Origin of the sequence: Geobacillus thermopakistaniensis (assembly GCF_000498995.1) — a bacterium.
Taxonomy (GTDB): Bacteria; Bacillota; Bacilli; order Bacillales; family Anoxybacillaceae; genus Geobacillus; species Geobacillus thermoleovorans.
The window spans coordinates 1-25,323 of record NZ_AYSF01000046.1 but is presented as its reverse complement, the minus strand read 5'-3'; the positions used below and the strand labels follow the sequence as shown (position 1 = coordinate 25,323).

General features: G+C 47.7%; 25 protein-coding genes, 1 pseudogene and 1 riboswitch. Of the genes and pseudogenes, 9 read left to right on the top strand and 17 right to left on the bottom strand.

Annotation, left to right across the window (positions count from 1 at the left end; all coding sequences use genetic code 11):
- Nucleotides 1-58: 58 nt before the first annotated feature.
- On the bottom strand, nucleotides 59-973 hold the full coding sequence (gene murB, locus T260_RS130040) for a UDP-N-acetylmuramate dehydrogenase (RefSeq protein WP_021321426.1): 915 nt from the start codon (nucleotides 971-973) through the stop codon (nucleotides 59-61).
- Nucleotides 974-1,197: 224 nt separating this feature from the next.
- On the opposite strand from murB, the gene T260_RS130045 reads away from it, so the two are divergent.
- Both T260_RS130045 and T260_RS130050 read left to right on the top strand, forming a co-directional pair.
- Entirely contained in the window at nucleotides 1,198-1,791 is a 594-nt protein-coding gene (locus T260_RS130045) for an IMEF encapsulin system ferritin-like cargo protein (protein ID WP_014195239.1), read from the top strand.
- 15 nt (nucleotides 1,792-1,806) lie between these two features.
- The gene (locus T260_RS130050) at nucleotides 1,807-2,661 is read left to right on the top strand and encodes a family 1 encapsulin nanocompartment shell protein (RefSeq protein ID WP_011230417.1); all 855 of its coding nucleotides are present in this window, start codon (nucleotides 1,807-1,809) and stop codon (nucleotides 2,659-2,661) included.
- Between the two features lie 169 nt (nucleotides 2,662-2,830).
- Here the strand turns inward: T260_RS130050 and T260_RS130055 are convergent, their stop codons facing one another.
- Nucleotides 2,831-3,295 (bottom strand): hypothetical protein, encoded by a 465-nt coding sequence (locus T260_RS130055; RefSeq protein ID WP_023633959.1) that lies wholly within the window; start codon nucleotides 3,293-3,295, stop codon nucleotides 2,831-2,833.
- A 136-nt stretch (nucleotides 3,296-3,431) separates the two neighbouring features.
- Here T260_RS130055 and T260_RS130060 point away from each other — a divergent pair, with 136 nt between their 5' ends.
- Nucleotides 3,432-3,785: a 2Fe-2S iron-sulfur cluster-binding protein gene (locus tag T260_RS130060; RefSeq protein ID WP_011230415.1), complete on the top strand. Its 354-nt coding sequence runs from the start codon at nucleotides 3,432-3,434 to the stop codon at nucleotides 3,783-3,785.
- Between the two features lie 129 nt (nucleotides 3,786-3,914).
- A complete protein-coding gene (locus T260_RS130065; RefSeq protein ID WP_023633958.1) occupies nucleotides 3,915-4,451 on the top strand; it encodes an HD domain-containing protein in 537 nt (178 codons plus the stop codon).
- Nucleotides 4,452-4,620: 169 nt separating this feature from the next.
- Here T260_RS130065 and T260_RS1000000140270 read toward each other — a convergent pair whose 3' ends face one another.
- The 5 genes from T260_RS1000000140270 to asnB form a co-directional block, all read right to left on the bottom strand.
- Nucleotides 4,621-4,788 (bottom strand): gamma-glutamylcyclotransferase, encoded by a 168-nt coding sequence (locus T260_RS1000000140270; RefSeq protein WP_227412717.1) that lies wholly within the window; start codon nucleotides 4,786-4,788, stop codon nucleotides 4,621-4,623.
- 31 nt (nucleotides 4,789-4,819) lie between these two features.
- Nucleotides 4,820-4,972 carry a hypothetical protein gene (locus T260_RS1000000140265; protein ID WP_023633957.1) on the bottom strand — a complete coding sequence of 51 codons (153 nt, stop codon included), beginning with the start codon at nucleotides 4,970-4,972 and terminating at the stop codon, nucleotides 4,820-4,822.
- Nucleotides 4,973-5,172: 200 nt separating this feature from the next.
- Nucleotides 5,173-6,213 carry a ribonucleotide-diphosphate reductase subunit beta gene (locus T260_RS130070; protein ID WP_014195238.1) on the bottom strand — a complete coding sequence of 347 codons (1,041 nt, stop codon included), beginning with the start codon at nucleotides 6,211-6,213 and terminating at the stop codon, nucleotides 5,173-5,175.
- Nucleotides 6,214-6,323: 110 nt separating this feature from the next.
- Complete coding sequence (locus T260_RS130075) at nucleotides 6,324-8,606, bottom strand: ribonucleoside-diphosphate reductase subunit alpha (RefSeq protein ID WP_023633956.1); 2,283 nt, start codon at nucleotides 8,604-8,606, stop codon at nucleotides 6,324-6,326.
- A 129-nt stretch (nucleotides 8,607-8,735) separates the two neighbouring features.
- A riboswitch (cobalamin riboswitch) is annotated at nucleotides 8,736-8,931 on the bottom strand.
- A gap of 201 nt (nucleotides 8,932-9,132) precedes the next feature.
- Nucleotides 9,133-11,040 carry an asparagine synthase (glutamine-hydrolyzing) gene (gene asnB / locus T260_RS130080; protein WP_023633955.1) on the bottom strand — a complete coding sequence of 636 codons (1,908 nt, stop codon included), beginning with the start codon at nucleotides 11,038-11,040 and terminating at the stop codon, nucleotides 9,133-9,135.
- Between the two features lie 286 nt (nucleotides 11,041-11,326).
- Here asnB and T260_RS130085 point away from each other — a divergent pair, with 286 nt between their 5' ends.
- A complete protein-coding gene (locus T260_RS130085) occupies nucleotides 11,327-12,217 on the top strand; it encodes a C39 family peptidase (RefSeq protein WP_013146009.1) in 891 nt (296 codons plus the stop codon).
- 129 nt (nucleotides 12,218-12,346) lie between these two features.
- Nucleotides 12,347-13,933: a multicopper oxidase family protein gene (locus T260_RS130090; RefSeq protein WP_023633954.1), complete on the top strand. Its 1,587-nt coding sequence runs from the start codon at nucleotides 12,347-12,349 to the stop codon at nucleotides 13,931-13,933.
- A 195-nt stretch (nucleotides 13,934-14,128) separates the two neighbouring features.
- Here T260_RS130090 and copZ read toward each other — a convergent pair whose 3' ends face one another.
- Genes copZ through T260_RS130105 form a run of 3 tightly spaced genes read right to left on the bottom strand, consistent with a single transcriptional unit; the run spans nucleotide 14,129 to nucleotide 17,077 of the window.
- Nucleotides 14,129-14,332: a copper chaperone CopZ gene (gene copZ / locus T260_RS130095; protein WP_011230404.1), complete on the bottom strand. Its 204-nt coding sequence runs from the start codon at nucleotides 14,330-14,332 to the stop codon at nucleotides 14,129-14,131.
- Between the two features lie 21 nt (nucleotides 14,333-14,353).
- Nucleotides 14,354-16,750, bottom strand: a complete 2,397-nt coding sequence (locus T260_RS130100; protein ID WP_023633953.1) for a heavy metal translocating P-type ATPase — start codon at nucleotides 16,748-16,750, stop codon at nucleotides 14,354-14,356.
- A gap of 15 nt (nucleotides 16,751-16,765) precedes the next feature.
- Nucleotides 16,766-17,077, bottom strand: a complete 312-nt coding sequence (locus T260_RS130105; protein ID WP_013523213.1) for a metal-sensing transcriptional repressor — start codon at nucleotides 17,075-17,077, stop codon at nucleotides 16,766-16,768.
- Nucleotides 17,078-17,112: 35 nt separating this feature from the next.
- Here T260_RS130105 and T260_RS01000000137950 point away from each other — a divergent pair, with 35 nt between their 5' ends.
- On the top strand, nucleotides 17,113-17,556 hold the full coding sequence (locus tag T260_RS01000000137950; protein WP_370736689.1) for an urease accessory protein UreH domain-containing protein: 444 nt from the start codon (nucleotides 17,113-17,115) through the stop codon (nucleotides 17,554-17,556).
- A 54-nt stretch (nucleotides 17,557-17,610) separates the two neighbouring features.
- On the opposite strand, the gene T260_RS1000000138780 is transcribed toward T260_RS01000000137950, so the two are convergent.
- The 3 genes from T260_RS1000000138780 to T260_RS130120 all read right to left on the bottom strand — a co-directional run bounded on the left by T260_RS1000000138780 (nucleotide 17,611) and on the right by T260_RS130120 (nucleotide 20,796).
- The gene (locus T260_RS1000000138780) at nucleotides 17,611-18,864 is read right to left on the bottom strand and encodes a peroxiredoxin family protein (protein ID WP_128738863.1); all 1,254 of its coding nucleotides are present in this window, start codon (nucleotides 18,862-18,864) and stop codon (nucleotides 17,611-17,613) included.
- Between the two features lie 122 nt (nucleotides 18,865-18,986).
- The gene (locus T260_RS130115; RefSeq protein ID WP_015863917.1) at nucleotides 18,987-19,715 is read right to left on the bottom strand and encodes an urease accessory protein UreH domain-containing protein; all 729 of its coding nucleotides are present in this window, start codon (nucleotides 19,713-19,715) and stop codon (nucleotides 18,987-18,989) included.
- 109 nt (nucleotides 19,716-19,824) lie between these two features.
- Nucleotides 19,825-20,796, bottom strand: a complete 972-nt coding sequence (locus T260_RS130120; protein ID WP_014195227.1) for a F510_1955 family glycosylhydrolase — start codon at nucleotides 20,794-20,796, stop codon at nucleotides 19,825-19,827.
- A gap of 212 nt (nucleotides 20,797-21,008) precedes the next feature.
- On the opposite strand from T260_RS130120, the gene T260_RS130125 reads away from it, so the two are divergent.
- On the top strand, nucleotides 21,009-22,079 hold the full coding sequence (locus tag T260_RS130125; protein ID WP_011230396.1) for a YncE family protein: 1,071 nt from the start codon (nucleotides 21,009-21,011) through the stop codon (nucleotides 22,077-22,079).
- A 60-nt stretch (nucleotides 22,080-22,139) separates the two neighbouring features.
- Here the strand turns inward: T260_RS130125 and T260_RS130130 are convergent, their stop codons facing one another.
- The 3 genes from T260_RS130130 to T260_RS130135 form a co-directional block, all read right to left on the bottom strand.
- Nucleotides 22,140-22,640, bottom strand: coding sequence for a QcrA and Rieske domain-containing protein (locus T260_RS130130; RefSeq protein ID WP_015374213.1), 501 nt, complete (start codon nucleotides 22,638-22,640; stop codon nucleotides 22,140-22,142).
- 62 nt (nucleotides 22,641-22,702) lie between these two features.
- Entirely contained in the window at nucleotides 22,703-22,831 is a 129-nt protein-coding gene (locus T260_RS1000000140500; protein WP_011230394.1) for a hypothetical protein, read from the bottom strand.
- A gap of 353 nt (nucleotides 22,832-23,184) precedes the next feature.
- Nucleotides 23,185-24,120: a cupredoxin domain-containing protein gene (locus T260_RS130135; protein ID WP_031205679.1), complete on the bottom strand. Its 936-nt coding sequence runs from the start codon at nucleotides 24,118-24,120 to the stop codon at nucleotides 23,185-23,187.
- A 286-nt stretch (nucleotides 24,121-24,406) separates the two neighbouring features.
- Here T260_RS130135 and T260_RS130140 point away from each other — a divergent pair.
- Nucleotides 24,407-24,580, top strand: a pseudogene (locus tag T260_RS130140) (multicopper oxidase domain-containing protein); the annotation flags it as partial.
- A 134-nt stretch (nucleotides 24,581-24,714) separates the two neighbouring features.
- Here the strand turns inward: T260_RS130140 and T260_RS130145 are convergent.
- Complete coding sequence (locus T260_RS130145; protein WP_236620433.1) at nucleotides 24,715-25,122, bottom strand: NADPH-dependent FMN reductase; 408 nt, start codon at nucleotides 25,120-25,122, stop codon at nucleotides 24,715-24,717.
- Between the last annotated feature and the right edge of the window lie 201 nt (nucleotides 25,123-25,323).

Below are 25,323 nucleotides of genomic sequence, written 5' to 3'. Positions count from 1 at the left end.
GGAAATCCGCTCTTTTCGGCAAAATTTTCGAACCCGCAAACCGGATTCGGATCCTCCGTCATTCCTCGCCAATAATTTTGACTTCCAACTCCAGATCGACCCCGAATTTTTCTTTCACTGTTTTGCGCACCATTTCGATCGTCGCAATGTAATCGGCAGCGGTCGCATTGTTTTTGTTAATAATGAATCCTGCATGCTTCGTCGACACTTCCGCACCGCCGAATCCTTTTCCCTGAAGGCCGCTGTCTTGGATGAGCTTGCCGGCAAAATAGCCCGGCGGACGCTTAAACACGCTTCCGACCGACGGATACTCAAGCGGTTGTTTCGATTCGCGCTGAAAGGTTAAATCATCCATTTTCGCCTTGATTTGCGCATAGTCTCCCGGCCGGAGCGCAAAGACCACTTCAAGCACAATATCATGCGTCCGGCTGATCAAGCTTGTTCGATAGCCAAGCTCCAGCTCCTCGTTTTTCAGCGTTTTCAACTCACCGGCGAGCGTCGCCACTTTGACATGGTCAAGCACATCTTTCACTTCACCGCCGTACGCTCCGGCGTTCATCATAATCGCCCCGCCGACCGATCCCGGAATGCCGCAGGCAAACTCCAACCCGGTGAGGTGTTGTTCGAGCGCGAACCGCGACACCGCTTTAATATCCGCCCCGCTTTGTGCGATCACGTTGTTTCCTTCACGCCAAATGCGGTTCAAATGCTTCAGCTGCATGACAATGCCGCGCAGCCCGCCATCGCGGATGATGACGTTCGAACCGTTGCCAAGAAGCGTAAACGGCAGGCCGTACTCTTCTTTCAGCCGCAACACCTCAATGACCTGCTCGTACGTCTCCGGCCAGACGAGAAAATCGGCCTTGCCGCCGATCCGCACCAATGTATGGTTTTTCATCGGCTCATCGCGAAGGACATTTCTTTCTCCACAAATCTCTACGAGTCTTTGATAAATCTGTTCCGCATGTTCCATCGTTCTGTCACCTTCTTTACTTCTTCCGTGCCGCTTGGCGGCATTCATTCCACATCGTTTCCATTATCGCTGGAATCGCGTCGCATATCAAGTGGGCAATGTTCCTTATTCTGTTTTATTCCGGACCAGGAGAAAAGGTGACGTTCGAAGGAAGACGAGATGTTTATGCCTCTTTCAATATGGAAAAGATGATAACAATCAATCATAGTGTAGGAGGGAGTCCATTGTACGACACGTTAGCGGAAGTCAGCGCCATTCTCGGCCGGTCGAAAGAGGCGCTCAGCCAGTTTCAAGCGATTTTAGAGCCGACGATTGAAAAGGCCGCGGACGACCATGAACGGCTGTATTGGCATCATATTTACGAAGAAGAGGAACACCGGTTTGACCGTTTGACCGCCTTGCTTCCAAAGTTGGAGGAGGCATTGGCGGACGAAGCATTCTTATCGCGGGAAAACGGCGACTTTTTGCGCCTGTTGCAAGACATCAGCCTTGAAAAATTCGGCTTGCACAACTTTTTGGAGCATCTCGATTTGTCCCTCTTCCACTATAAAGGGACGGAACATGAACCACCCATTACGGCACTGCGCGACATGACCGCTGCGGACTACCAGCGGATGAAAGCCGCTCTCGAAACGCTCAATCGCGCGCTGGACGCGCCGGTTTCCCTCGCCGCTTCGGTGCCGACTGACGAAAAAGAGCATCAAAAAGACCATTTGAAACTGGCGCAGTACGCCGTCCCGCCTTCCGACCCGGCGCCTGTCCGCCCATCGATCGGAACAAGACGGCAGCTGACAGTCGGCAGCTTAAAACACGGATAAGAAAGGAGAGTAAACATGGATAAAACGAAGCTGTATCCAGAAGCCCCGCTCACAAGCAGCCAATGGGGCGAGCTTGACGAACTGGTCATTGAAACGGCGCGGCGCCAGCTCGTCGGCCGCCGATTTATCGATTTGTACGGTCCGCTCGGCGAAGGTGTCCAGTCGGTCGCCAACGATATTTATATGAACCCGGAACAGGGGGACATGAGCTTCCACGGCAAAGAGCTGAGCCTTTCCGAGCCGGCGCGCCGCGTGCATTTAACGATCCCGCTTTTGTATAAAGACTTTATTTTGTACTGGCGTGACATTGAACAGGCGAAACAGCTCGGCAGCCCGATCGACTTTTCCGCCGCCGCCAACGCCGCCCAGCAGTGCGCGCTGCTTGAGGACGATTTGATTTTCAATGGTTCAACTGAATTTGATGTGCCGGGCATTATGAACGTCAAAGGAAAAATCGCCCACATTCGCAGCGATTGGATGAAATCGGGCAACGCCTTTACTGACGTCGTCGAAGCACGCAACAAGCTGCTTCAGCTCGGCCATACCGGCCCATACGCGCTCGTCTTGTCGCCGGAATTGTATGCGTTGATCCACCGCGTCCATGAAGGAACGCACGTGCTTGAAATTGAGCACATCCGCGAGCTGATGACCGCCGGCATTTACCAAACTCCGGTCATTAAAGGCAAACGCGGCGTCGTCATTGACACCGGCCGGCAAAACATCGACCTCGCTGTTGCCGTCGATGTGCAAACCGCGTTTTTAGATACGGAAAACATGAACTACTTGTTCCGTGTCTACGAATCGGTTGTGCCGCGCATCAAACGTCCAAGCGCCATCTGCACGCTCGAGGATCCGAACGAGTCAGCATGAGCAGCGCCTGATCCGGAGAAGCGGCACGCGGGCTTCCCTTGCCATCAAACAGCAAGAACGGCATATGGCCAGCGATCCGCGCCATGAAAACGAGGCACAGCAAATTCCCTTTAACGAAGACGCGCCCGGACGATAGGGGAGATCGCCGGGCGGTTTCTTGATTTTCCCATTAAGCGGTGCGGGCCGTTTGTCCTTGAACGTTCGAAACGAGCAGCGACAATTCGGGGCTGAGCGCCTCAACACCGATGTCATCGATAATCATTTTCGCTTCCTGCCAAAAATGGACGGTATAGCTGCCTTGATAAATATCGAACAGCCGTTTTAAATAGCGCCGCTTGTTGTTGATGGCTTCCCGTTTATAAGCGGCGTTGTTCAGCTCACGAATTTTTTTATGTTCAGGCGCAGAGATGACGCTGATGTCATGAACGTTGACGATGAGCCGTTCCCCTTGTTCGGTCACAAAACCGACCGAATAGTATTGGGCGCCTAGTTGATCGATATGAACGATGCAGACGTTTCGATATTCTTCGCCGGAACGGAGGCGGAGAAGCGCCGCTTCCACCGCGCCGCCGACTTTTCGCTCGTTGGCCAAAATCGCTTTCATATCGCGCAGTCCGTTCATCGGAATGCCCATGGTGTCTCCCCCTTGTCCCTAGCCAAGATGGCGTTTTCGCAATTCCTTTTACTATTATGATACCAATCATTCATTCGGATGTAAATGAGATTCATTTTCAAACTAACCATGTAATTTAAAGGAGATGTGTAAAAAAATGGGTAAAACATTCACGGTCGGCTCACTGAAGCCTGCCGTCCGGCCATCGGAGCGCTCCATTTCTGCCGCGCCGCCTAAGCCCGATGGGCCGTCCGCCGTGCGGCCGTCTGTCATTCAAATCGAACAAAAAGGGAAAACGTTCACCGTGCAGCCAGCCCCCGGCGTTTCGCTTCTTGACGCCGCCCTAGGACAAGGTGTTCTGCTCGATCACAAATGCAAAAAAGGAACGTGTGGCCGTTGCATGGTCACCGTTCTGGCCGGCGCTCACCTTCTCGCTCCGAAAACGCGGCGCGAGCGCGAAAAAACGGATCAACCAGCCAAACGGCTTGCCTGCCAAGCACAAATCCAATAAGCCGAGCGCTATTTTAGCACGATCGGCTTATTTTTTCCCATGCAACCGCTCCCACCTACTTTCTCTCATTGCCTGACTCTTTACGCCATGGTATGATGGTGAGAAATACAAAAAACGGAGGGGATGCCTATGAGAACGGTCACCTTAACCGACGTCTTTGCCCATCCGATTGCGCAAAAATATTTAAAACGATCCGGCCTCGCCCACGCCATCACCGCGGCGTACCATGCCTACCACCTTGCCCTCCGCCACGGAGTGAACGTCGACTTGGCGACAAAAGCCGCACTGCTTCATGATATCGGCCATTACACATGGTACAAAAACGGCCGTTGGGACTACGAACAATACCGGCAAAACGACATCCACGCCATCAAAGGGGCCGAACGCGCCCATAAGCTGCTGATCCGCCTGGGCGAACATCCGCAAAACGCTAAGGAAATTGCCCTGGCGATTTTGCTTCATACCGATTCCTACCTTCCAGACGGAGAATGGAAACGAACGCCGCTCCAAGCCATCGTCAAATGGGCCGACGAAGCCGACGAGGAGTCCGGCGGCCGCCACCATTATCGAACAATCAGCGATGACTTAGCATGGAAAAAAATCCGCCAGCTCGACGAACTCGTCAGCCGTCAGCACGGAAAAGAGCGACTCGGGGATATTGTTTGACCGCTTGCCTTGATGTCGCCATTCCCCTTGAACAGACGCGAAACATCGCCACGAACAATGTATGCTCTGAACGGAAGCAGCTCACCCTTTCATCAGGTGGGCTGCTCGCGCGCCAGCGACACAGAACGATACACACCATCGAATGCCCTCTTATATCCTCATCGTCCACTCACGCTTTAAGTTTGGCGTGTTGCTCAAGCCACTCTTTTCGTTCTGATGGGTACACGTACGTGTAACACGTGTACTTCTCGCCATCAGCATCTATGGCGGTCACGGTGATCCGTTCATAATGGTTAGGCTGTCCCGGGCCGTGATACCCTTCAAGCTGGTCAAGTATGGCAAGCGCCGTTTCCGGGTCGCCAAGCTGGTTATAGGCGATGGCGCTTGAACCCAGCTGAGCGAAACGTTGAAAAATCGCTTCCCCCCCTCTTCAGCCATACCTCGTCATTGTCGTGCTCCTCTTCCACGAGCCACTGATTCAATTGCTCGCGCAGCCGTTCGATTTCCTGTTTTTTCCCCACTTCTCCCGTCCCCTTTCGCATTCAAAAGCAAGTTTTTTCTCATTATACCAAGGTAAGGCGCCCAAGCCTACCGTCCGACAACAAGCCGCAACATCTCTTTTCCTTTTCTCTTCCCCATTGTATAATGCAGCGAGAATCCCTCCGTTAATCATGTTTTCCGGCAAAAAACCGCGTTGGACGATGCCCCAACGCGGTTTTCCTTACAGCTCATCAAACCCATTATCCACTTGCACTTTCGTATATTGGCGCGGTTTTTGCTCGAAGAAGTCTGATTTGCCGAGGTCGACTTCTTCATACGCTTTAATCCAGCGGAGCGGGTTCGTCCGATAGCCGTCAAACGGGCGGTCAAAACCGAGCTGATGAGCGCGGACGTTGGCGTAAAACTTAATGTACGCTTCCAAATCAGCCAAGTCGATGCCATCGATGTCATTCCCGATGATTTCCCCGGCCCATTCGATTTCCAGCTCAGCCGCTTTCGTAAACGTTTCACGGACAAAATCGGAAAGCTCCGGCGTCCGATACTCCGGGTATTCGTTCAACACTTCTTTGAAAATTTTCGCAAACAAATCAACATGAATGTGCTCGTCGCGGTTGATGTAATTGATCATCGTGCTCGTCGCCACCATTTTTTGCTGGCGCGCAAGGTTGTAGAAGAACGCAAACCCTGAGTAGAAAAACAGTCCTTCTAAAATGACGTCAAAAACGATGGAGCGCAACAAGTTTTCCACATTCGGCTCTTCCGCAAACGCCTTGTAGCCGTTCGTCACAAAATCGTTCCGCTTGCGCAGCGTCGGTTCGTTCCGCCAAAAGTCGAATACTTCATCTTGCTTCGCTTTCGGCACAAGGCTCGAGAGCACGTACGAATACGAATGGTTGTGAATGACTTCCTGCTGGGCGAGCATGATCATGAGCGCATTGATGCTCGGGTCCGTAATGTAATCAGCGACACGTCCGGCGTAGTCGGTTTGGATGCTGTCAAGCAGCGCCAAGAGTCCAATGATTTTCAAAAACGCATCCTGCTCGCGGTCGGTCAGCTGCGGAAACTGCTTCACATCTTGCGCCATATTGATTTCAAACGGCGTCCAAAAGTTGGCGAGCATTCGCTTATATTTCGCATACGCCCATGGGTAGGCAATATCGTCCCAGTTCAACACATTCGAGCAGCGGCCGTTGATGATGCCCGTCGAACGGTTCGGCGCCTCCGGATCCATAATCGGTCGTTTGACTAAGCCGATCGTCATCGTCCATTCCTTCCTTTCGTTTTCTAGTATCGTGTGCGCGGCCAACCGCGGACGCCCCTCCCGCACAAGGAAGGGAAAGCCCGACCAAAGGCGTTTGTTGCGCCCCACGGTCAGCTCGCACAAGAATCGCACTCGTCGATCGTCCCCGATGTCGAACGCACGTAATACGTCGTTTTCAACCCCGACTTCCACGCCGTCAAATGCAAATCGAGCAGCTCTTTTGCCTTAATCGTGTTCATGACGTAGAAGTTAAAGGAGATGGCTTGGTCGATATGGCGCTGGCGGGCGGCGTTTTGCTTGATGCTCCAACGTTGGTCGATATGGTACGCCGATTTGTAATACCATGTCGTCTGTTCGTTTAAATCCGGCACCGTAACGGGAATCTTATAATCTTTCTTTTCCTCGGCGTACACTTTTAAGAAAATCGGGTCAATGCTCGCTGTACTGCCGGCGATGATCGACGTCGAGGCGTTCGGCGCCACCGCCATCACATAGCCGTTTCGCATCCCATAGCGGGCCACGTCTTGCTTCAGCCGATCCCAATCCAATTCACCGTGGCTTTCGTAGCCGCGCCGCTCAAAATAAGCGCCCGTCTGCCAATCCGATCCTGGAAACGCCGGGTAGCTCCCTTTCTCTTTGGCGAGCTCCATGCTCGCTTGAATCGCCAAATACGCGATCGTTTCATACAGCTCGTCGGCATAGCGGACCGCTTCGTCCGACTCCCAGCGAATGCCTTTTAACGCCAACAAATGATGCCAGCCAAAGGTTCCAAGCCCGACAGCGCGGTATTTTTGATTCGTCAGGCCGGCTTGCAGCACAGGGATATTGTTTAAATCAATGACATTATCGAGCATCCGCATTTGAATCGGGATCAGCCGCGCCAAAACCCCATCGGTCACCGCCCGCGCCAAGTTGATCGACGATAAATTGCAGACGACAAAATCGCCTGGTATTTTTTCAATGATGATCATCCCGTCTTTTACATATTGCCGCTTCATCACCGTTGGGCTTTGGTTTTGCGCGATTTCCGTGCAAAGGTTGCTGCAGTAGATCATCCCGAGATGGCGATTCGGATTTTGCCGGTTCACTTCATCGCGGTAAAACATAAACGGCGTCCCCGACTCGAGCTGGCTGCGCATGATGCTTTTCATCACTTCGATCGCCGGCACTTTTTCTTTCGACAGTCTTGGTTCGTTGACACATTGCCAGTATTTCTCGCGGAAACTCCCGCACCCTTTTTCCTCATCATAAAAATCTTCCAAGCTAAACCCCATCACCTTCCGCACTTCATGCGGATCAAACAAATACCAGTCGCCGCGCTGTTCGACTTGCTCCATGAACAAATCAGGGATGCAAACGCCGGTGAACAAATCATGCGTCCGCAGCCGTTCGTCACCGTTGTTGAGCCGCGCATCGAGAAACGCAAAAATGTCTTTATGCCACACATCCAAATAGACGGAAATGGCTCCCTTTCGCTGTCCTAACTGATCGACGCTCACCGCTGTATTGTTCAGCTGCTTCATCCACGGGATGACGCCGGAGGAGACCCCTTTGAATCCTTTGATGTCGCTGCCGCGCGACCGGATTTTGCCTAAATAGACGCCGATGCCGCCGCCCGATTTCGATAAATTGGCGATGTCGGTGTTGCTGTCGTAAATCCCTTGCAAGCTGTCATCGACCGTGTCGACAAAGCAGCTCGACAGCTGGCCGTATGACTTTCCGGCATTGGCAAGCGTCGGCGTCGCCACGGTCATGTATAAGTTGCTTAACGCCCAATACGCTTCCTTCACCAACTCAAGCCGCCGCTTTGGCGGTTCATTCGCCATGAGCGTCATGGCAATGACCAAAAACCGCTCCTGCGGCAATTCATACAACCGCCGCTCATAATCGCGGGCCAAATACCGATCAGCGAGCGTGCGCAGCCCGATGTACGTAAACAGCTTGTCCTTCTCCGGATCAAGAAACGCACCGATGGCGTCGACTTCTTCTTTCGTATAACGTTCAAGCAAGAACGGGCTGTACACCCCTTGTTCCGTCAGCGCAACAAGCAGCGAGTAGAAATCGCCATACCGCTCGCGCTCGTCATACCCACGCTGCCGCGCCGCTTCACGGTACAATTGCCGCAAATACAGCCGGGCGCACACAAACGTCCAGTCCGGCTCCTCCTCACTAATATACGACAGCCCTTCCAAAATGGCGGTTTGATACAGCTGCTCGAAGGTGACCATCTCTTTTCGGCTGAGAAGCTGCCATACACGTTCTTCATATTCCTCGAGCGACAAACGGACAAAGTCTGCCGCCGCCTGCTCCACCAACCTAGCAAACTCCTCGCGCGAAAATGATTTCTCTTTTCCTTGATCATCGACAACAATAGACTTCGTGGACACTGTCATTCGTTTCCCCTCTCCTCCATAAAAAAATCCGCTCGGGCAGGCGAGCGGATGAAACGACAGACGGAAAAAGGCAGACGAACCCCTTGTTCTTTTCCCCTATCGTTTCATCTTCTCACACCCCGAAGAACATGAAACGTTCCAAGCAAGGCAGGTCTCCTGACTCGTGCATCGTCCTACTTTGGGTCCTTCCCAGCGGCGCGCTGAATGGCTCTTGCCGCCAGTGGCCATCCCATTTCGTCCGCACATACAGTTGCGGGGGCAGTTCCGGATTCACACCGGATTCCCTATTAAGTCCTGATGGACACCATTGCTTGGCGCAACGATATATAGTTGTTTAAAAAATAGAACAAAACAATATATAGTAGATGATCATCCTGATGGAACAAGCATATACCAAAACCGGGAGAATTGCAAGAGCGGGAGAAAGCAAATTTTCTCTTTCGCTTCGCCAAAGGCAAGGAAACTGTCCGCACCATCGAAAAAGGCGTTCTAGGTGTCGCCCTTAGAACGCCCTGTCGTTTCCCTGCTACGCCTCCAAAACAGACGCTGGCCGCTTCTCGTTTTGTACGGATGGAGCAAAATCGTACTTCTTTTCCACATAGACTTGATGCCAAACCATAAACGCCAAGACCGTCCACAGCTTGCGGCTATGATCCGCCTTGTGGCGGGCATGTTCATCCAGCAGCCGATAGAGCACGTCCTTATGGAACAGATGATCAGTTTCGCTTTCGTTGATGAGCTGTCTCGCCCAGTCATACATTTCGTTTTTCAGCCAGTGGCGAATCGGCACGGGAAACCCTAATTTTTTCCGGTTTAACACATGATCCGGTACGATGCCCTCGGCCGCTTTGCGCAAAATATATTTCGTCGTGCCGTTGGCTGTTTTCATGTCAGGGGCGATTTGCCTAGCAACCTCAAATACCTTTTTGTCTAAAAAGGGAACGCGCAGCTCAAGCGAATGGGCCATCGTCATTTTGTCCGCTTTGACTAAAATATCGCCCCTTAGCCATGTATGAAGATCAATATACTGCATCCGGTTGACGGGTGGGTAATGAAGCGTTTCGCGGTAAAAAGGAGCCGTCACCGCCGTATATTCGCGCCCCTCTTGGTACGTTTTGAGCAACGCCGCTTTTTCCTTTTCGCTATAGATTTTCGCATTGCCGACATACCGTTCTTCAAGCGGCGTCGTTCCGCGCTCCAAAAAGCTTTTTCCTTTCATTCCGTCCGGAAGCATCTTCGCGATCACCCGCAACACCGCTTTTACGATGTTTGGCATGCGCGCAAACAGCCGCAACGACTCTGGTTCGCGGTAAATGTTGTAGCCGCCAAACAGCTCGTCCGCCCCCTCGCCGGAAAGCACAACCGTGACATGCTTTCTCGCCTCACGAGCGACAAAATACAGCGGCACAGCCGCAGGATCGGCAAGCGGATCGTCCATATGCCACATAATTTTCGGCAGCTCTTCCATATACTCCTGCGGTGAGATGACATAGCTAATGTTGTCTACCCCAAGCTTCTCTGCGGTTTCTTTTGCGACATCGATTTCACTGAACCCTTCCCGCTCAAACCCGACGGAAAATGTCTTCAGGTGCGGATGGAATTGTTTCGCGATGGCGACGATGAACGATGAATCAATGCCTCCCGACAAAAACGCACCGACCGGCACATCGCTGCGCATATGGACGTTGACCGAATCAAACAGCGCATCGCGGATTTTCTTTACAAGCTCCTCTTCCGATTGGCGAATGGGCTCGAAGGATGCCTTCCAATAACGATGAATGGTGAGCGGTTTTCCGACTTTTTTCTTGAGATAATGCCCCGGCTCCAGCTTGTAAATGCCGGCCGACATCGTCAGCGGCTCAGGGACATATTGGAATGTTAAATAATGCTGCAGGGAATCACCGTTTGGCGATTCCTGTCTGAGGGCCAGCAAGATGCTTTTCTTTTCCGAAGCGAAAAACGTGCGATCTCCTTGCTCCGCATAAAAAAACGGCTTAATGCCGAACGGATCCCGCGCCGCAAACACCGTTTTCTCTTGCTTGTCCCAAATGACAAACGCAAACATCCCGCGCAGCTTTTCGACCGCTTTTTCTTTTTCCGCGCTGTAAAGGGCAACAATCACCTCGGTATCCGAATGCGTCGCAAACGAATATCCTTTCGCCGCCAGCTCTTCCCGCAATTCAAGATAGTTGTAAATTTCCCCGTTAAAAATGATCCAATATCGATCGTTTTCATAAGACAGCGGCTGATGTCCCGCCTCCAGATCGATGATGCTCAAACGCCGAAAACCAAAACTCACGTAGTCATCAAAAAAATACCCCTCATCGTCGGGGCCGCGATGGGTAATCAGGCGGTTCATCTCCACCAACGTTGTTTTCCATGTTTGCTCAATCGCTCTTGGGCGATCATGAATACAGCCAATAAAACCGCACATGGCGATGATTGTCCCCCCACTTTGCTAAGAAGAATCCAAAAACAACACCAAAAACCTTTTTGTTTAAAACTAAAATGATTTATACAAAGACACTTTCATTCTATCGTACACAACATCAAGTTTCAAAAACAATCTGTTTCCATTTTTTCAGGAAAACTGCTTGCAAGATTTTCAGTTTCTCATAATATTAACGATAAAATATGGAGAAAGTGTGAATTTCACTATTTTTGCACATCGATCTGTTACTATAAAAACACACACGTGTTATAAAGGAGTTGAGAATGGCTTGTTAGCGTTTATCCTTTTTTTGACTTTTCTCATCGTTTCCCTTTGTTTTGTTCTCTTGAGAAGACCTCTAAACGGGAGGATGGATCAACTGTCGCTCGGATTGTATATTTCCTGTTTCTTGCTATTGGCCGCCTCATTATCCTATTATGCAAGTTCGGCCCAGACAGGCGATGCCATCAAAGCCTTCATACAGAACAGAAACAGCAGAGAAACCAATCCGTCCCCCAGCAATCAAGCAAAGGAGGCGAATCGATCAGTTGCCTCTTCAAAGAAACAAGCGCTAAGGACATCCGTCCTGATTGACGCCCCCCTTTTGTCTCAGCTTCCGGAACTGCCGAGGGGATGCGAAGTAACCAGCTTGGCCATGCTCTTGAATCATGCCGGCATTCGCGTCGATAAGATGACGTTGGCGAAACAAATCAAGAAAAATCCTACTCCGTATCAAGTGCGAAATGGCCAAGTGTTTTACGGCCACCCAAATGAAGGGTTTGTCGGCGATATGTATACGTTATCGAAGCCTGGATACGGCGTGTACCATAAGCCGATCAAGCAGTTGGCTGAGCGGTACTTGCCGAACCAAATCATCGACTTAACAGGGCAATCGTTTGAGAACATCTATACATACTTGGCCAAAGGCACACCGGTTTGGGTGATCACCAACACCACCTTTCGTCCTCTTCCTCCCTCTGCCTTTCGGGAATGGCAAACCCCGCAAGGCCCGATCAAAATCACGTACCGGGAACACGCGGTGCTCATTACGGGATACGATGAGCAGTACATTTATTTCAATGATCCATTGACCGCTGTCAAAAACCAAAAAGCGCCGAAACAAGACTTTATCGACGCTTGGGTTCAAATGGGACGGCAGGCGATTACCTACCACCGTTAGACATCGGTGAATCCGAATCGCTTGCCTTTTTTTACATTTCAGTTGAACGATTTTCTCCATACATTTTGCACATCTATTTTTTATCATATCATTGCATCTCCCACTACAAGCTTAAGGAGGGAAAACGACATGAAAAAATGGCTGCTTGGCGCCATTTTCGCAGGAGTAGCAGCGATTGGCGCAGCTTGCTCAAATCCATCTTCCATGCAGGGACACGACATGTCCGGCATGAATATGGAAAAAGAAAATACTTCCGCTGAAACGAGCAAGCAGCAATTGCCTTTAGCAACCAATACAGAAGTATTATCCGGGAAAGAAATTCACCTTACTGCGAAGGAAGCGTTATTACCCATTAATGGTCAAATCAAACTCCCGGTATACACGTATAATGGATCCGTGCCTGGTGCACAAATCCGCGTGAAGCAAGGAGACAAAGTAAAAATCGTAGTAAAAAATGAATTGCCGGAACCGACAACGATTCACTGGCACGGCTACCCTGTTCCAAATAACCAAGATGGAGTACCGGGTGTCACGATGGACGCCATTAAACCGGGTGAAACGTTTACGTATGAATTTACAGCAACCGTGCCGGGAACGTATTGGTATCATTCCCATCAAAAAAGCGCCGAGCAAGTGGACAAGGGATTATACGGTACATTAATCGTAGAACCGAAAAATGAAGAAAAAGTCGATCGAGATTACACGCTTGTATTAGATGAATGGATGAGCGACCCGGACGCCGAAAGCCATATGGACATGAATATGAGCGGCATGGATCATAGTAATATGAATAATGGAAATAGCTCTGATAATCAACAAATGGATATGAGCAGCATGGGCCATGATATGAATATGTATGATATTTTCACGATTAACGGGAAAAGCGGTTCCGCTGTCAAACCTTTAAAAGTGAAGAAAGGCGAAAAGGTGCGGCTTCGCCTTGTAAACGCAGGATACATGGCCCACAAACTTCACCTGCATGGTCATGAGTTTAAAATTGTCGCAACTGACGGGCAGCCGTTAAAAGATCCGCAACCAATCAAAGATGAACTTTTAAATATTGCTCCGGGTGAACGTTATGATATTGAATTTATCGCGAATAACCCGGGTGAATGGTTATTAGAATGTCATGGTGATATGGAAGGTACCGATGGCATGAAAGTGAAAATTCAATACGAAGACCAGACAAACAATACGGATAAAGAAAATGCAAAAGAAAACCTCCCTGTTGTGGATATGACAACATACGGAAAATATGAAGTAGGTCAATTTACACTAGACCAAAAATATGATGTAGAGTACACAATGGATTTAGGAACAGCCATGGGCAAAGATGGCATGGTCTACACGATTAATGGGAAAACGTATCCTGACACAGCGCCGATCAATGTGAAGACAGGAGATTTAGTAAAAGTAAAAATAGTGAACAATTCACCTATGGATGTACATCCGATGCATTTACACGGCCATTTCTTCCAAGTGTTAAGCAAAAACGGCAAGCCGGTCACAGGCTCTCCATTGATAAAGGATTCCTTAAATGTAAACCCTGGTGAAGAATATGTCGTCGCGTTTAAAGCGGATAATCCGGGAAATTGGATGTTCCATTGCCATGACTTGCACCATGCTTCAGCCGGAATGGTGACAGAAGTAAAATATACCGACTACAAATCGGACTATACTCCAGATCCGAATGACACAACCAATAAAGGTGAATAAAAAAGCTGAAGGGGCTGACCCAAAACACAAATGCGTTTTGGGTCAGTCCCTCTTTTTTTCCGCGCCTGTTACTTTCATTATAACATCTCGCTTTCTCGATATTCTTCAAGAAGAGAAAAAACTTTCCCCAGCCGAGACCCGCTACGTTCTAGATAAAAAAGTGCCCCGTCATCACTTCGGGGCACCTTCCGTATGTTATTTCACATCATATCCTTGCTCTTCAATCGCTTCTTTCAGTTTTTCTACGCTGACCTTTGTTTCATCATACTCCACATCGACAGTTCCTTCTTGCAAATGCACTTCTACACGGCTGACGCCATCCAACGCTTGAAGGGCATTGGTCACCGCTGCTTTGCAATGTCCGCATGTCATTCCTTGTACTTGTAATGTAATGGTCATCGTCCATTCCTCCTTGAATGTTTATAGTTTCACGCGTTTCAAACGAAGCGCGTTGGCGACAACCGACACAGAGCTGAATGCCATCGCCGCTCCAGCGATCCATGGTTCTAATAATCCGAAAGCGGCGACCGGAATGCCAATCGTATTATAAAACAACGCCCAGAACAGATTTTGCCGAATGTTTTTCATCGTTTTGCGGCTCAACTCAATGGCTTTCGGGATATGGCGCAAATCGCCGCCGACCAAGGTCACGTCCGCGGTCTCGATGGCGACATCAGCTCCCGTGCCAATCGCCATCCCAATATCCGCTTTGGCCAGAGCTGGAGCGTCATTAATTCCATCACCGACCATCGCCACACGTTTTCCTTGCTTTTGCAATTCCTCGACGATGTTCGCTTTGTCTTCCGGGAGCACCTCGGCGTACACATGCTCAATGCCGACTTCATTGGCGATCGCTTCCGCTGTCCGTTGATTGTCCCCTGTTGCCATATAGACATCGATGCCCATTTGTTTTAATGTTTGAATTGCTTCTTTGGAGCTTTCTTTTACCGTATCCGCGACAGCAATGATGCCGGCAAGCTGTCCATCGATGGCAACGAGCATCACTGTTTTCCCTTGTTTTTCAAGCTCTACCATTTTATCTTCATGCACAGAAATCTCTACAGAGCGCTCCTTCATCAATTTTCGCGTCCCAATAAGGATGCTTTTTCCGTCAATGACCGCTTCAATTCCGTGGCCGGTAATGGCGGAGAAGTGCTCCAATGGCTTCATCGAAATCGCTTGTTTCTTCCCGTATTCAACAATCGCATGAGCCAGCGGATGCTCCGAAGCGCTCTCGGCGGAAACCGCATAATCGAGCATGTCCTCGCGGAAGGCTAGCACATCGGTGACTTCCGGTTTTCCTTTTGTCACGGTTCCTGTTTTATCGAGTAATACGGCATTGATTTGATGCGTTCTCTCTAGGTACTCACCTCCTTTAAAGAGAATTCCCTGTTCTGCCCCTTTGCCGGTGCCGACCATAATCGATGTCGGTGTGGCCAAACCGAGCGCACAAGGGCACGCGATGACAAGAACGGCGATGGCCGCCTCAAGCGCTTTCGCCAAATCACCCGGCGCAACGAAGAAGTACCAGATTAGAAAGGAAACAACCGCAATTCCGACAACAATCGGTACGAAAATGCCGGAAATGGTATCCGCCATCCGCTGAATCGGGGCTTTCGACCCTTGCGCCTCTTCAACGATTTTAATGATATTGGCCAGCGCGGTATCTTTTCCGACTTTTTCGGCACGAATGGTCAGTACGCCATTCGTATTCATCGTCGCCCCGATCACATAGTCGCCTTCCTTTTTATCAACCGGGATCGATTCACCGGTAATCATCGATTCGTCTACGGAAGATGCTCCGGCGATGACCATACCGTCTACCGGAATTTTTTCTCCCGGCTTAACAACGATCGTATCGCCGATCACCACTTCCTCGAGCGGAACTTTTATTTCTTCCCCATTACGGATGACAGTAGCTTCCTTTGCCTGCAGGCTGACTAGCTTCGAGATCGCTTCGGTTGTCCGCCCTTTCGCAAGAGCCTCAAAGTATTTGCCGACAAGCACAAGCGTAATCAAGACGGCGCTTGTTTCAAAATACAGTCTTGGCATATAGTCAGGATTCCCAAGCGTCCGAAAAGCTTCGTACAAGCTGTAAACGTACGCAGCCGATGTTCCAAGCGCCACTAGGACGTCCATGTTCGCGCTCTTGTTTCGCAACGCCCGGTACGCCCCGACATAGAAAGGACCGCCGATGTAGAACTGAACAGGTGTAGCTAAAAGAAGCTGAAACCACGGATTCATCAAGAGCTGCGGCATCGGCAAGCCCATATCAAACGGCATATGAGCCAGCATCGTATAAAGCAGCGGCAACGATAAGATGATGGAAATGGCGAGTTGCCGTTGCTTCTGTTTCAGCCGCTCTTCTTTCCGGACGGCATCGTCTTGTTCTTCGTTTCGAATTTGCCCCCTGTACCCAAGCTTTTTGATTTTCTCTAAAATGTCTTCGACAGATGCAACACCCTCCTTGTATTCGACCACCGCGCTGTTTGTCGCCAAGTTGACAGCAGCGCTTGTCACACCTTCCATCCGATTTAACCCTTTTTCAATCCGCGTCGCACAGGCCGCACATGTCATTCCTTCAATATCAAGCGTCACTTTTTCCGTCGCAACGCCATACCCCAAATTCTCAATTTTCGTTTCGATATCGGCGATCGTTTGCTTCGATGGATCGTATTGAATCGTGGCTTTTTCCGTGGCCAAATTGACATGGGCTTTGACGCCGTCCATCTTATTTAATACTTTCTCAATCCGATTGGCGCACGCGGCGCATGTCATGCCGGTCACCTTCAGCGTCACGGTTTTCGGCTCTCCCATTTCCCTTTCCCTCCCTTACTTCGAAAATTGTTTCATCACATCCATCAATTCGCGAATCGATTCGTCTCCGCTCCCTTCACGGATCGCTTTCGCCACGCAATGGCTCACGTGGCGTTCAAGCAGCTGCAGCCCGACTTGGTTCAACGCCGCTCTGATCGCAGAAATTTGCACTAAAATATCGATGCAATAACGATTGTCCTCCACCATTTTTTGCACACCGCGCACTTGTCCTTCGATGCGCTTCAAGCGCTTGATAATGCGTTCGATTTCCTGTTCTGTTCGTGGAACCATTTTTTTATCCACATGATGATCTTCATAATGGTTCATCAAACATCACCTCTTTTAATTACATTATACCGGTAATGGGTATAAAATGCAACAGAGATCCCCTCTACAAATCATGTTCACCACAAAACCGTAATCAATACCTGCGCAGGAAAAAGCCCGCTTTCCACAAAAAATTCACAATTTTAATTGGCATAGGATTCGCTGCGGGCTGGACTCCCTGCACAGGTCCAATTCTTGTATCAGTGATCGCGTTGGCGGCTACCAAACCGAGTGCAGCCATGTTATATATGTTCGCCTATGTATTAGGGTTTGCCGCACCTTTTTTCATCATGTCGTTTTTTATCGGCAAGTTAAATTGGATAAAAAAATATAACACTGTCATCGTCAGAGTCGGGGAAATTCTGATGGTTATCATGGGAATTATGCTGTTTCTTGATTGGATGACAAAGATTATCATCTCTTTTTACCGATTTGTTTGGAGGATTCACAGGTTTTTAATATCAAAAATATCCTACTGAGTGGATAGTCACAATTCCTGTCACTTCCACTCAGCAGGAACCATCATTTACCTTTTATTGAACTCCTGAAATCATGCGATCCATCGTTTCATAAGACATAGGACCTATATACTTATCTCTAATAACCCCGTTTTTATCGATGATATACGAAGTGGGGATCGTTATTGCACCGTATAGATTTCCAATTTCCCCTTGCTCATCAAGCACAACTTTAAATGTCACTCCCTTATTTTTCACAAAATCGTTCACCGCGTCAGGACCTCGTTCGCTATTCGTTAAGTTGACTGCCAAAATTTCTACATTGTTATTTTTATTGTTTTCGTAGAACTTTTGCATTTCCGGCATTTCAGCTCTGCAAGGCGGACACCAAGTAGCCCAAAAATTCAATATCACTGTTTTTCCACGCAAATCAGACAATTGTATGTTGTCGCCTGTAATTGAACGCAATTCAAAATCTGGGGCAATTTCTCCTTTATTCGTACCGATTTTTCCTGAATCCAATGAAGTAGATAGAACCGATTTTGATTTAACCTTTCCCACTTCATGTTGACTGTTAAAAATAGAAGATACAGCAATACTTACCACCATCACACCTAAAGCCAGTTGATTAGCCTTCCTTCCCCGTCCTTTATTCCTCTCCTCAAGAACTTCTTCTCTTTCTCGCCTCTCTAACCAATATGAAATACATATAAAAACGATAACGAGAGATCCATACAACCATACTTCTTTTGATACGATTCCTGTATTTACAAAATATTTTTTATACATGGCTAGTTCGAATTGAATGAGATGGAACCATATAAGAAGTTGCAATAAAGTTTTTTGAGCTTTGACTCGGGATGCTACTATAAAAAAACAAATCGCTGCTATTGCTTGCAAAATGATGAAATAATTTTGGGAATTTTCCATTACTCGGATCCATGCAAAAGTGCTAAAATAGCCAAAATATACTGGAACCATTGCCCGTGTATAAGAAACCACAGGAATATTCTGCTTTTTTACATATAACCAAGTATAGACCGTGATAAAAACAATCGCCATACTAACGCCAACATATCCCCCGTTAAAATAAAGGATTGTCATCGGATTTTGTAAAACTGAATTTGGATGTAAAACGACATAACTAAATTTCCAAATGAGTACACCGTTAATAAAACTGTTCAAAATTAAATCCATGATATTTCGCTCTATTTTTAATACTTTAATACCATAATAAAACATGACATAACTTATCAATAAGCCGCTGATAAGCAAAAGATTTTCGCCCTGAACGACTATATTGCCGAATTGCAATATACATTCCCCCAAAATTCATATTTCTATCGGTATTAGAAAGGATTCTTCTTTGCGACGAAAAAAATACAACTATAACTACATCACCCTAACCATCTTGAAACGTTCTTCCAAACATTGTTACTGCATCATCTTCTTTAAAACCAATAAGTGATGGTATCGAACACGCCAAGCAATACCATCACAATTCCAGCGGTTTGCTGAATGAGCTTCCCTACCCGTCTTCCTTTTTTCATGACAGCACCGCTCAATCCTAAGTACCAAAGGATGAGGATGAAGAAAATAACCGGTACAGAAGTTCCGACGGCAAAGACGCTCGGCAACAACACTCCATAAGACGTTGAGTATACGAGAGGCATTAGAGTAACAAAAAATAAAACAAACATCGTTGGACAAAAAGCCAACGAAAAGCCAAATCCCATGAAAAACGAACCGATTTTTCCTTTTACCCATCTCTCCGGCACTCTGAACAAAGTGACATTCCAATACATTTTAAAAAGCCCTAACAAATACAAGCCTACGAGAACAAGAATCGGGCCAATCAGCTTTCTTAACCATGGAAAGTATAGTGTCAGTGTACTTTGAATCTCCTTCCCCATCAACCAGACGATCAAGCCTAACCCGGAAAAAGCGATGACCTTTCCGAAAATAAATAAAAGCAGTTCTTTCCAAGCGATCCCCTTTTGCAGAGATTGGTTGCTGTACAACGTGATTGCTCCTAAGTTGCTAGTCAGCTGGCACGGAGCCATCGCTCCGACGATGCCAAGAAGAAACGCTGACAAAACAGGAAGCGCTGTTGTGCTGTTGGCCATATTCAGAAACGGCTGGCTCAGCAGGTTGCTGATTTGGCTTAGGAATGAATACACTCTTCTTCTCACCCTCTCCATCCGTTACTTATATTGTAGCAGTGAATTTTGCAAAAATTATGGAGCGATATATTTTTAGGCAAACAAAAAGACATGCGCCCGCATGTCCCTATATTTCCCCTTCTGATGCTAGTTTTGTCCAACTTCCACCGTTATTTTTTGTCATAAAAATATCCCCGTTCATTGTAACGATCACAATTTCTTTGTCGTTTGCTGGATTAGAAGTTATATACATGATATGATCTTTTTCATCCAATGGCGGAACAGCAAGAACTTCTTCGTGTTTTGTGTCTAATGATTGTTTGATGAGTATAGACTGATCATTCTCTACAGCTGCAAATACAACCGACTTTTCTTGAAACATAAATGTCGTCGTATCAATTTTTCTCGTAAACCGTTCAAACGTATTCCCGTTATCTCTCGAAATGAAAACTCCCTCGGCTGTACTAATCCCGACCATATTTTCATCCGTTGGGTGAGCCACAATCGTTCTCGCTGCCGTTTGCGGCAGGCCATTCAATTGACTTGGCGACCACGTTTTGCCGTCATCTTTGCTGTAAAATACCCCTCGTCCGAGCGTTTCATTTTCTTCTTGATTCACCACATAGATGGTATGGCTTTTATAACCAACCGTCATATAATGGAAATCGGACTGTTTATAAAATCCTAAATTCATTAATGTTTGTCCATTATCAAAACTTTTCACAAGACCAAGTGGATTTCCTAACGATGAACCTTCTTCAGGATGTCCCGATGAATAAAAGCCGTCGTCCGTAGCTGAAAAGCCCATATAATCATGTTTATTGGAAACCGTTTCATACCACTTATTGTCTTGGTAAACGAGCAACCCTTCATGAGTAGCAAAGTAAACCGCATTTTGATTGCCTGCATAACCAACCCCATGCAAATGTTCGATCTTCCCTTCCTTTTTTTCTTTAAAGAAAGGATTATTGGTAACAGATACATTCGATTTTGACTGTTCTTTGCTCGTAATAAAAGCCTGTTCTTTTTCGTTGGATGATGAACAGGCGCTTAGAAGAAGAGCGGATGTGATGATGATGACTTTCTTCATTTTTGTCATAGATGTTCATTCCCCTTCATGCATAGTGTAAATCGTTGCATATTTTTATACTTTATCGGATAAATTTGCAGAATGTATGGATTTCAATAAACTGTAACGATTTGAAGATATTTTATTGCTATTGTGAAATTAATCACAGCAACCTCCCCCATTTGCCACTATCATGTCGGTAGACTCAACCTAAATTCTAAAGCAAAAGGAGGAAACCGCTCATGCGCAAAACCGCGATTGTATGGTTATCGTTATTGGCGATGTTGGCGTTTGTTCTCGGGGGGTGCGCAGCCAATTCCCCTCAAGACAAAACCGAACCAGAGAAAAATGGGCAGCCAGCCGCCCTTGAACAAACACAAGAAACGAACAAATTCTACTTTACTGCCAACGAGGGCGGAAGCATTTCAAAAATTGATGCGAGAACAAACAAAGTGGTCGGAACGATCAAAGTCGACGGCGCGGTCCATAACGTCCAAGTTTCTCCCGACGGAGCTATTCTCGGCGCTACGTTAGTTCCGGCCATGCAACACGGGCATGACCAGTCGATGGATATGAAAGGAATGGCGTTGTTTTATGATACGGAAACGAATGAATTAATCAAAAAAGTGGAAGTGGGACACCATCCCGCCCATATCGTGTTTACTGAAAACGGCAAATACGCCCTTGTGACCAATAATGAAGACAATAACGTTTCCGTTATTGATCTCGCGAGCTATTCAGTCATTGAAACCATTCCAACCGGAAAAGGCCCGCACGGGTTTCGCATTTCCAAAGACAGCCAATACGCGTATGTCGCCAACATGGGGGAAGACAGCGTCAGTGTTCTCAACTTGCAAACAATGAAAGAAGAAAAGAAAATCACAGTCGGATCCATCCCTGTCACAACCGGCATTACTTCGGACGGCAAAACGTTAGTCGTAACGTTGAATGCTGAAAATGCCTTGGCCATTGTTGACGTAACAAGCGGGAAAGTGGAAAAAATCCCTGTCGGGCAAGGGCCAGCCCAAGTGTACGTGTCGCCTGACGATACGTTTGCTTATGTCGCCAATCAAGGGACGAAAGAGGCGCCCTCTCATTCTGTAAGCAAGATAAACTTAAAAACGAAACAAGTCGTGGCCACAATTGAAACAGGAAACGGAGCGCATGGGGTCGTCACAAGCCCGGATGGCAAGTATGTTTTCGTTACGAATATGTTCGACAACACCGTGAGCGTCATTGATCAAGAACAAAACAAAGCAATCCAAACGGTTCAAGTAGGCGAAATGCCCAACGGGATCAGCATCATGCCGTAAAGGAAAAAGTAGCAGGTTGGACGTTCCAGCCTGCTGTTTTTTCTGCGGAATAACGGATTTTCATTTTTCCCTTTTCCTCGGGCTCAGTACGGCAATATACACATTGCCATCTTGAATATAAGCGTCAAATGTATCTAACGGTCTTGGCGGTGGCCCCCCTACATTGATACCGTATTCGTCATATTGCCCCGCGTGGCACGGACATAAGAAGCGGATGCCTGTTTTCTGCATGTTCTCCTCAGCATCTCCAACGGTACACCCTAGATGGGTGCAAATCGGGGACATAATGAGTAAAGAACCATCTTCATTTTTGTTAATGTAGACAAACCCTTCCCTTTCCTGTTTGGTCCATGCATCTTTTATGGTGACTTTATACGGCACCTTTTTAGGGAATTCTCCCTTTTCTAATTCGCTTAGAGGACCGAGATTGGCCATTGAACTTGTATTGACCGTTTTCTTATCGTTGCTGCAGGCAGCCAGTCCTGCAGGCAATACCGAAACAGCCAGCAGTTCAGCCGCCCCCTTTAACGACCTGCTAAGAAACTCTCGTCGATTCAACATAAGATTTCCCCTCCTTGCCTCCTCTAATAGTAGGGAGGTGCGTGAAATAAGAGGCGAATCGATCAGCGTTTATCGCGCAATGCGAGTTTTACTGCAAAATACACGACCAATCCAATGGCAAGCAAATTAAGAAACCAGCCGAGAATGCCAAACCCCATCATCCCCCAGCCACTCATCATCCCGCTCATCATCCTCATCACCTCCTGCATGATCTAAAAATCATTCTCACCTATCGCTAACCATTTATGTCATAATTTCGCCTGACTTGAATGAAAAATCTAATTGGAACTCCAAGCACCCTTTTCCGCATCTTTAGCATTTGTCAATACTCCCATTCACACTTGATGCAGCCAAAAATTGATCCACAATGTTTTCATCCTCTCTCCTCTTGCTTTACTTTCAGAATAGAGAAAAACTGTGGAGAAAATATTGATAAAAACCTACAAATATTTGTCAAGGCTTTCACAAAAGTTCATTTCCCTTTTAGTCGCCACGCCTTCTATTGGTCAAAACAAATGCCGAGAAGATCTCGGCAGCCATCATCTTATGAAACTTTCGCAAATCCAACCATACCAGATTCTTTATGCCCTGGAACCGTACAATAAAATCGAAACACACCGCGTTCGATTGGTATGAACGTCACCTCGGCTGTTTTCCCCGGCAAGGAATGAACATGAACGTCCGCATTTTCTGCATGGTTTCCATGGTCATTCTGCTGTAACAAAATCTTCATATTTTCGAATTCGATATCGTGTTCCATTTGACCGCTATTTTTCAGAATTAAGGTAACAGGCTGTCCTACAGTCAGTTGCAAACTCTCAGGAAAGTAATAAAATTCAGTCGCTTCAACCACTACCTTTTTCCCCTTTGTTTCGATGCTTAACGGAGATGCAGTCTGGTTGTGGCCCTCCATAAAATGGTTTATAGGCGGATTCGTTATCGGAAGATTAGAAGATCGAGAAAATTCATTATATAAATGGTTATACAAATAGAAAAACAGCGGAAGGACGATTGCTAACCATAGCGGGTTATGGAATAGTTTATTGATCAAAAACGCACGGTTAAAACCCGTTTCTTGTTGAAGCATGTATAGAACAATACAAGCCATTCCAACAAATAGAACAAGCATGATGTGAATCGTAGAATCCCGATATTCAGGCGCAATCATTTCTCCTAACATCGCTCCCATCATGCCGCCCATGACTCCTGATAAAACACCGTCGATGATGGCCATGATGCTGATCGGCATCCCAGCTAAAAATCCAGCTAAAAACCCAAAAGCCATTCCTAAAATGGTTGACAAAAAGAGATTGCCGTTGTAAGAAATCCCAGCCAGCAGGCCGCCCGTCAGCCCAGCCAACATTCCTAACGCCATCGCCGCCATCATTCCAGCCATGCATGTGATTTTCTTCCTTTTGATAAAGATGAAAGCAATCACAATGAAAGACAAAACCGCCGCGATCCCCCCAGTGAATAACATCGACAACGGATGATCCCTCCTGCAAATGTTTATTTGTACACATATATGTGTGCAAATAACAGGTTAGTCCATGTCAGTGAACATCCCGGCTGAGTTTGAGCGAAAACAGAGGGCGTGTCATCCGATTACAGCTTTTTGTATTACACCTGCATGTATTCTGTTCTTGAGCGCTCTCCCACCTACGCTTAGAGGTGGGAGATTCTTGGGAACACCCGCCCCACGGCAGGCTGTCAACCAAGCCATCCCCGTGCGTCCCACGGTTCAGCTGCCTTACAAAGACAGCAAACGATTAAAACGAAACACGATTAATGTAGCGCCAGGAGAAACATGGAACATCGAATTTTTGGCCAACAACCCGGGAAATTGGGTCTTTCACTGTCATAAACCTCACCATACAACCAACATGCATTCGATAAAGGACATGGGCGGCATGCTTACGATGGTCCGCTATGCGAAATAGATGAGCATTCAAGAAAAAACGGCATCGCTGCCGTTTTTTCTTCTCTCGATTCTCTTGCACCTGCTTGATAGTCAAGCAAATTATTTAACTTACTCGGACTCACCGTCAGCCGAAAGAAAAAGTGAACGGCGCGCTCACCGTTCGCGATGCGTATGAATCCATTGCACAAACTGTTCGATCACTTGATCCAACAAGTCGATGGTTGCCGTATCTATCAGTTGTCCCGATTCATCAAATTTTTGGCTGGCGAAGTTGATCAGCACCTCATTCCCAGCAGGCGGCAAGACGTTGGCTGAGAGTCCTGGGCTTTGCAAGATTTGGCGCAAATGGAGCTGCGCCCGAATCGTTCCCATCATCCCGCCTGATACACCGGCGGTCATCACCGGTTTATTGATCAACACCTTATCAACGCGCGACAGCCAGTCCAACGCGTTTTTCAATACGCCTGGAACCGACCAGTTGTACTCGGGCGTGATGATCAACACACCATCGGCTGCGGCGATTTGCCGCTTAAACGACACCACCGCTTCAGGCGGGTTCAGTTCATCGTCCTGGTTGTAATGCGGCAGCCGCTCGATATCGGCGAGAGTCAGTCAAGACTTTGTGGAGAACATTTTTTCGGTTCACTACGGACGTTGTCAATCACCGGTTAGTGAACCATTTTCAGGAATTGATATCGTAAGCGCTTTCGGACTCTCATCCCTCATCTTGAGGTGATGATATTGTGTTCCATTTTTTTACAC

Excerpts from the sequence above, each read along its gene's own strand:
- asnB (WP_023633955.1), bottom strand. The coding sequence starts at position 11,040 with ATGTGCGGTTTTATTGGCTGTATTCATGATCGCCCAAGAGCGATTGAG.
- T260_RS130135 (WP_031205679.1), bottom strand. The coding sequence starts at position 24,120 with ATGTTATTCACTGGGGGGATCGCGGCGGTTTTGTCTTTCATTGTGATT.
- T260_RS130120 (WP_014195227.1), bottom strand. The coding sequence starts at position 20,796 with ATGACAAAAATGAAGAAAGTCATCATCATCACATCCGCTCTTCTTCTA.
- T260_RS130060 (WP_011230415.1), top strand. The coding sequence starts at position 3,432 with ATGGGTAAAACATTCACGGTCGGCTCACTGAAGCCTGCCGTCCGGCCA.
- T260_RS130090 (WP_023633954.1), top strand. The coding sequence starts at position 12,347 with ATGAAAAAATGGCTGCTTGGCGCCATTTTCGCAGGAGTAGCAGCGATT.
- T260_RS01000000137950 (WP_370736689.1), top strand. The coding sequence starts at position 17,113 with ATGGGTATAAAATGCAACAGAGATCCCCTCTACAAATCATGTTCACCA.
- murB (WP_021321426.1), bottom strand. The coding sequence starts at position 973 with ATGGAACATGCGGAACAGATTTATCAAAGACTCGTAGAGATTTGTGGA.
- T260_RS130130 (WP_015374213.1), bottom strand. The coding sequence starts at position 22,640 with ATGTTGAATCGACGAGAGTTTCTTAGCAGGTCGTTAAAGGGGGCGGCT.
- T260_RS130050 (WP_011230417.1), top strand. The coding sequence starts at position 1,807 with ATGGATAAAACGAAGCTGTATCCAGAAGCCCCGCTCACAAGCAGCCAA.
- T260_RS130055 (WP_023633959.1), bottom strand. The coding sequence starts at position 3,295 with ATGGGCATTCCGATGAACGGACTGCGCGATATGAAAGCGATTTTGGCC.
- copZ (WP_011230404.1), bottom strand. The coding sequence starts at position 14,332 with ATGACCATTACATTACAAGTACAAGGAATGACATGCGGACATTGCAAA.
- T260_RS1000000140500 (WP_011230394.1), bottom strand. The coding sequence starts at position 22,831 with ATGATGAGCGGGATGATGAGTGGCTGGGGGATGATGGGGTTTGGCATT.
- T260_RS130100 (WP_023633953.1), bottom strand. The coding sequence starts at position 16,750 with ATGGGAGAGCCGAAAACCGTGACGCTGAAGGTGACCGGCATGACATGC.
- T260_RS130125 (WP_011230396.1), top strand. The coding sequence starts at position 21,009 with ATGCGCAAAACCGCGATTGTATGGTTATCGTTATTGGCGATGTTGGCG.
- T260_RS130105 (WP_013523213.1), bottom strand. The coding sequence starts at position 17,077 with ATGAACCATTATGAAGATCATCATGTGGATAAAAAAATGGTTCCACGA.
- T260_RS130065 (WP_023633958.1), top strand. The coding sequence starts at position 3,915 with ATGAGAACGGTCACCTTAACCGACGTCTTTGCCCATCCGATTGCGCAA.
- T260_RS130070 (WP_014195238.1), bottom strand. The coding sequence starts at position 6,213 with ATGACGATCGGCTTAGTCAAACGACCGATTATGGATCCGGAGGCGCCG.
- T260_RS130075 (WP_023633956.1), bottom strand. The coding sequence starts at position 8,606 with ATGACAGTGTCCACGAAGTCTATTGTTGTCGATGATCAAGGAAAAGAG.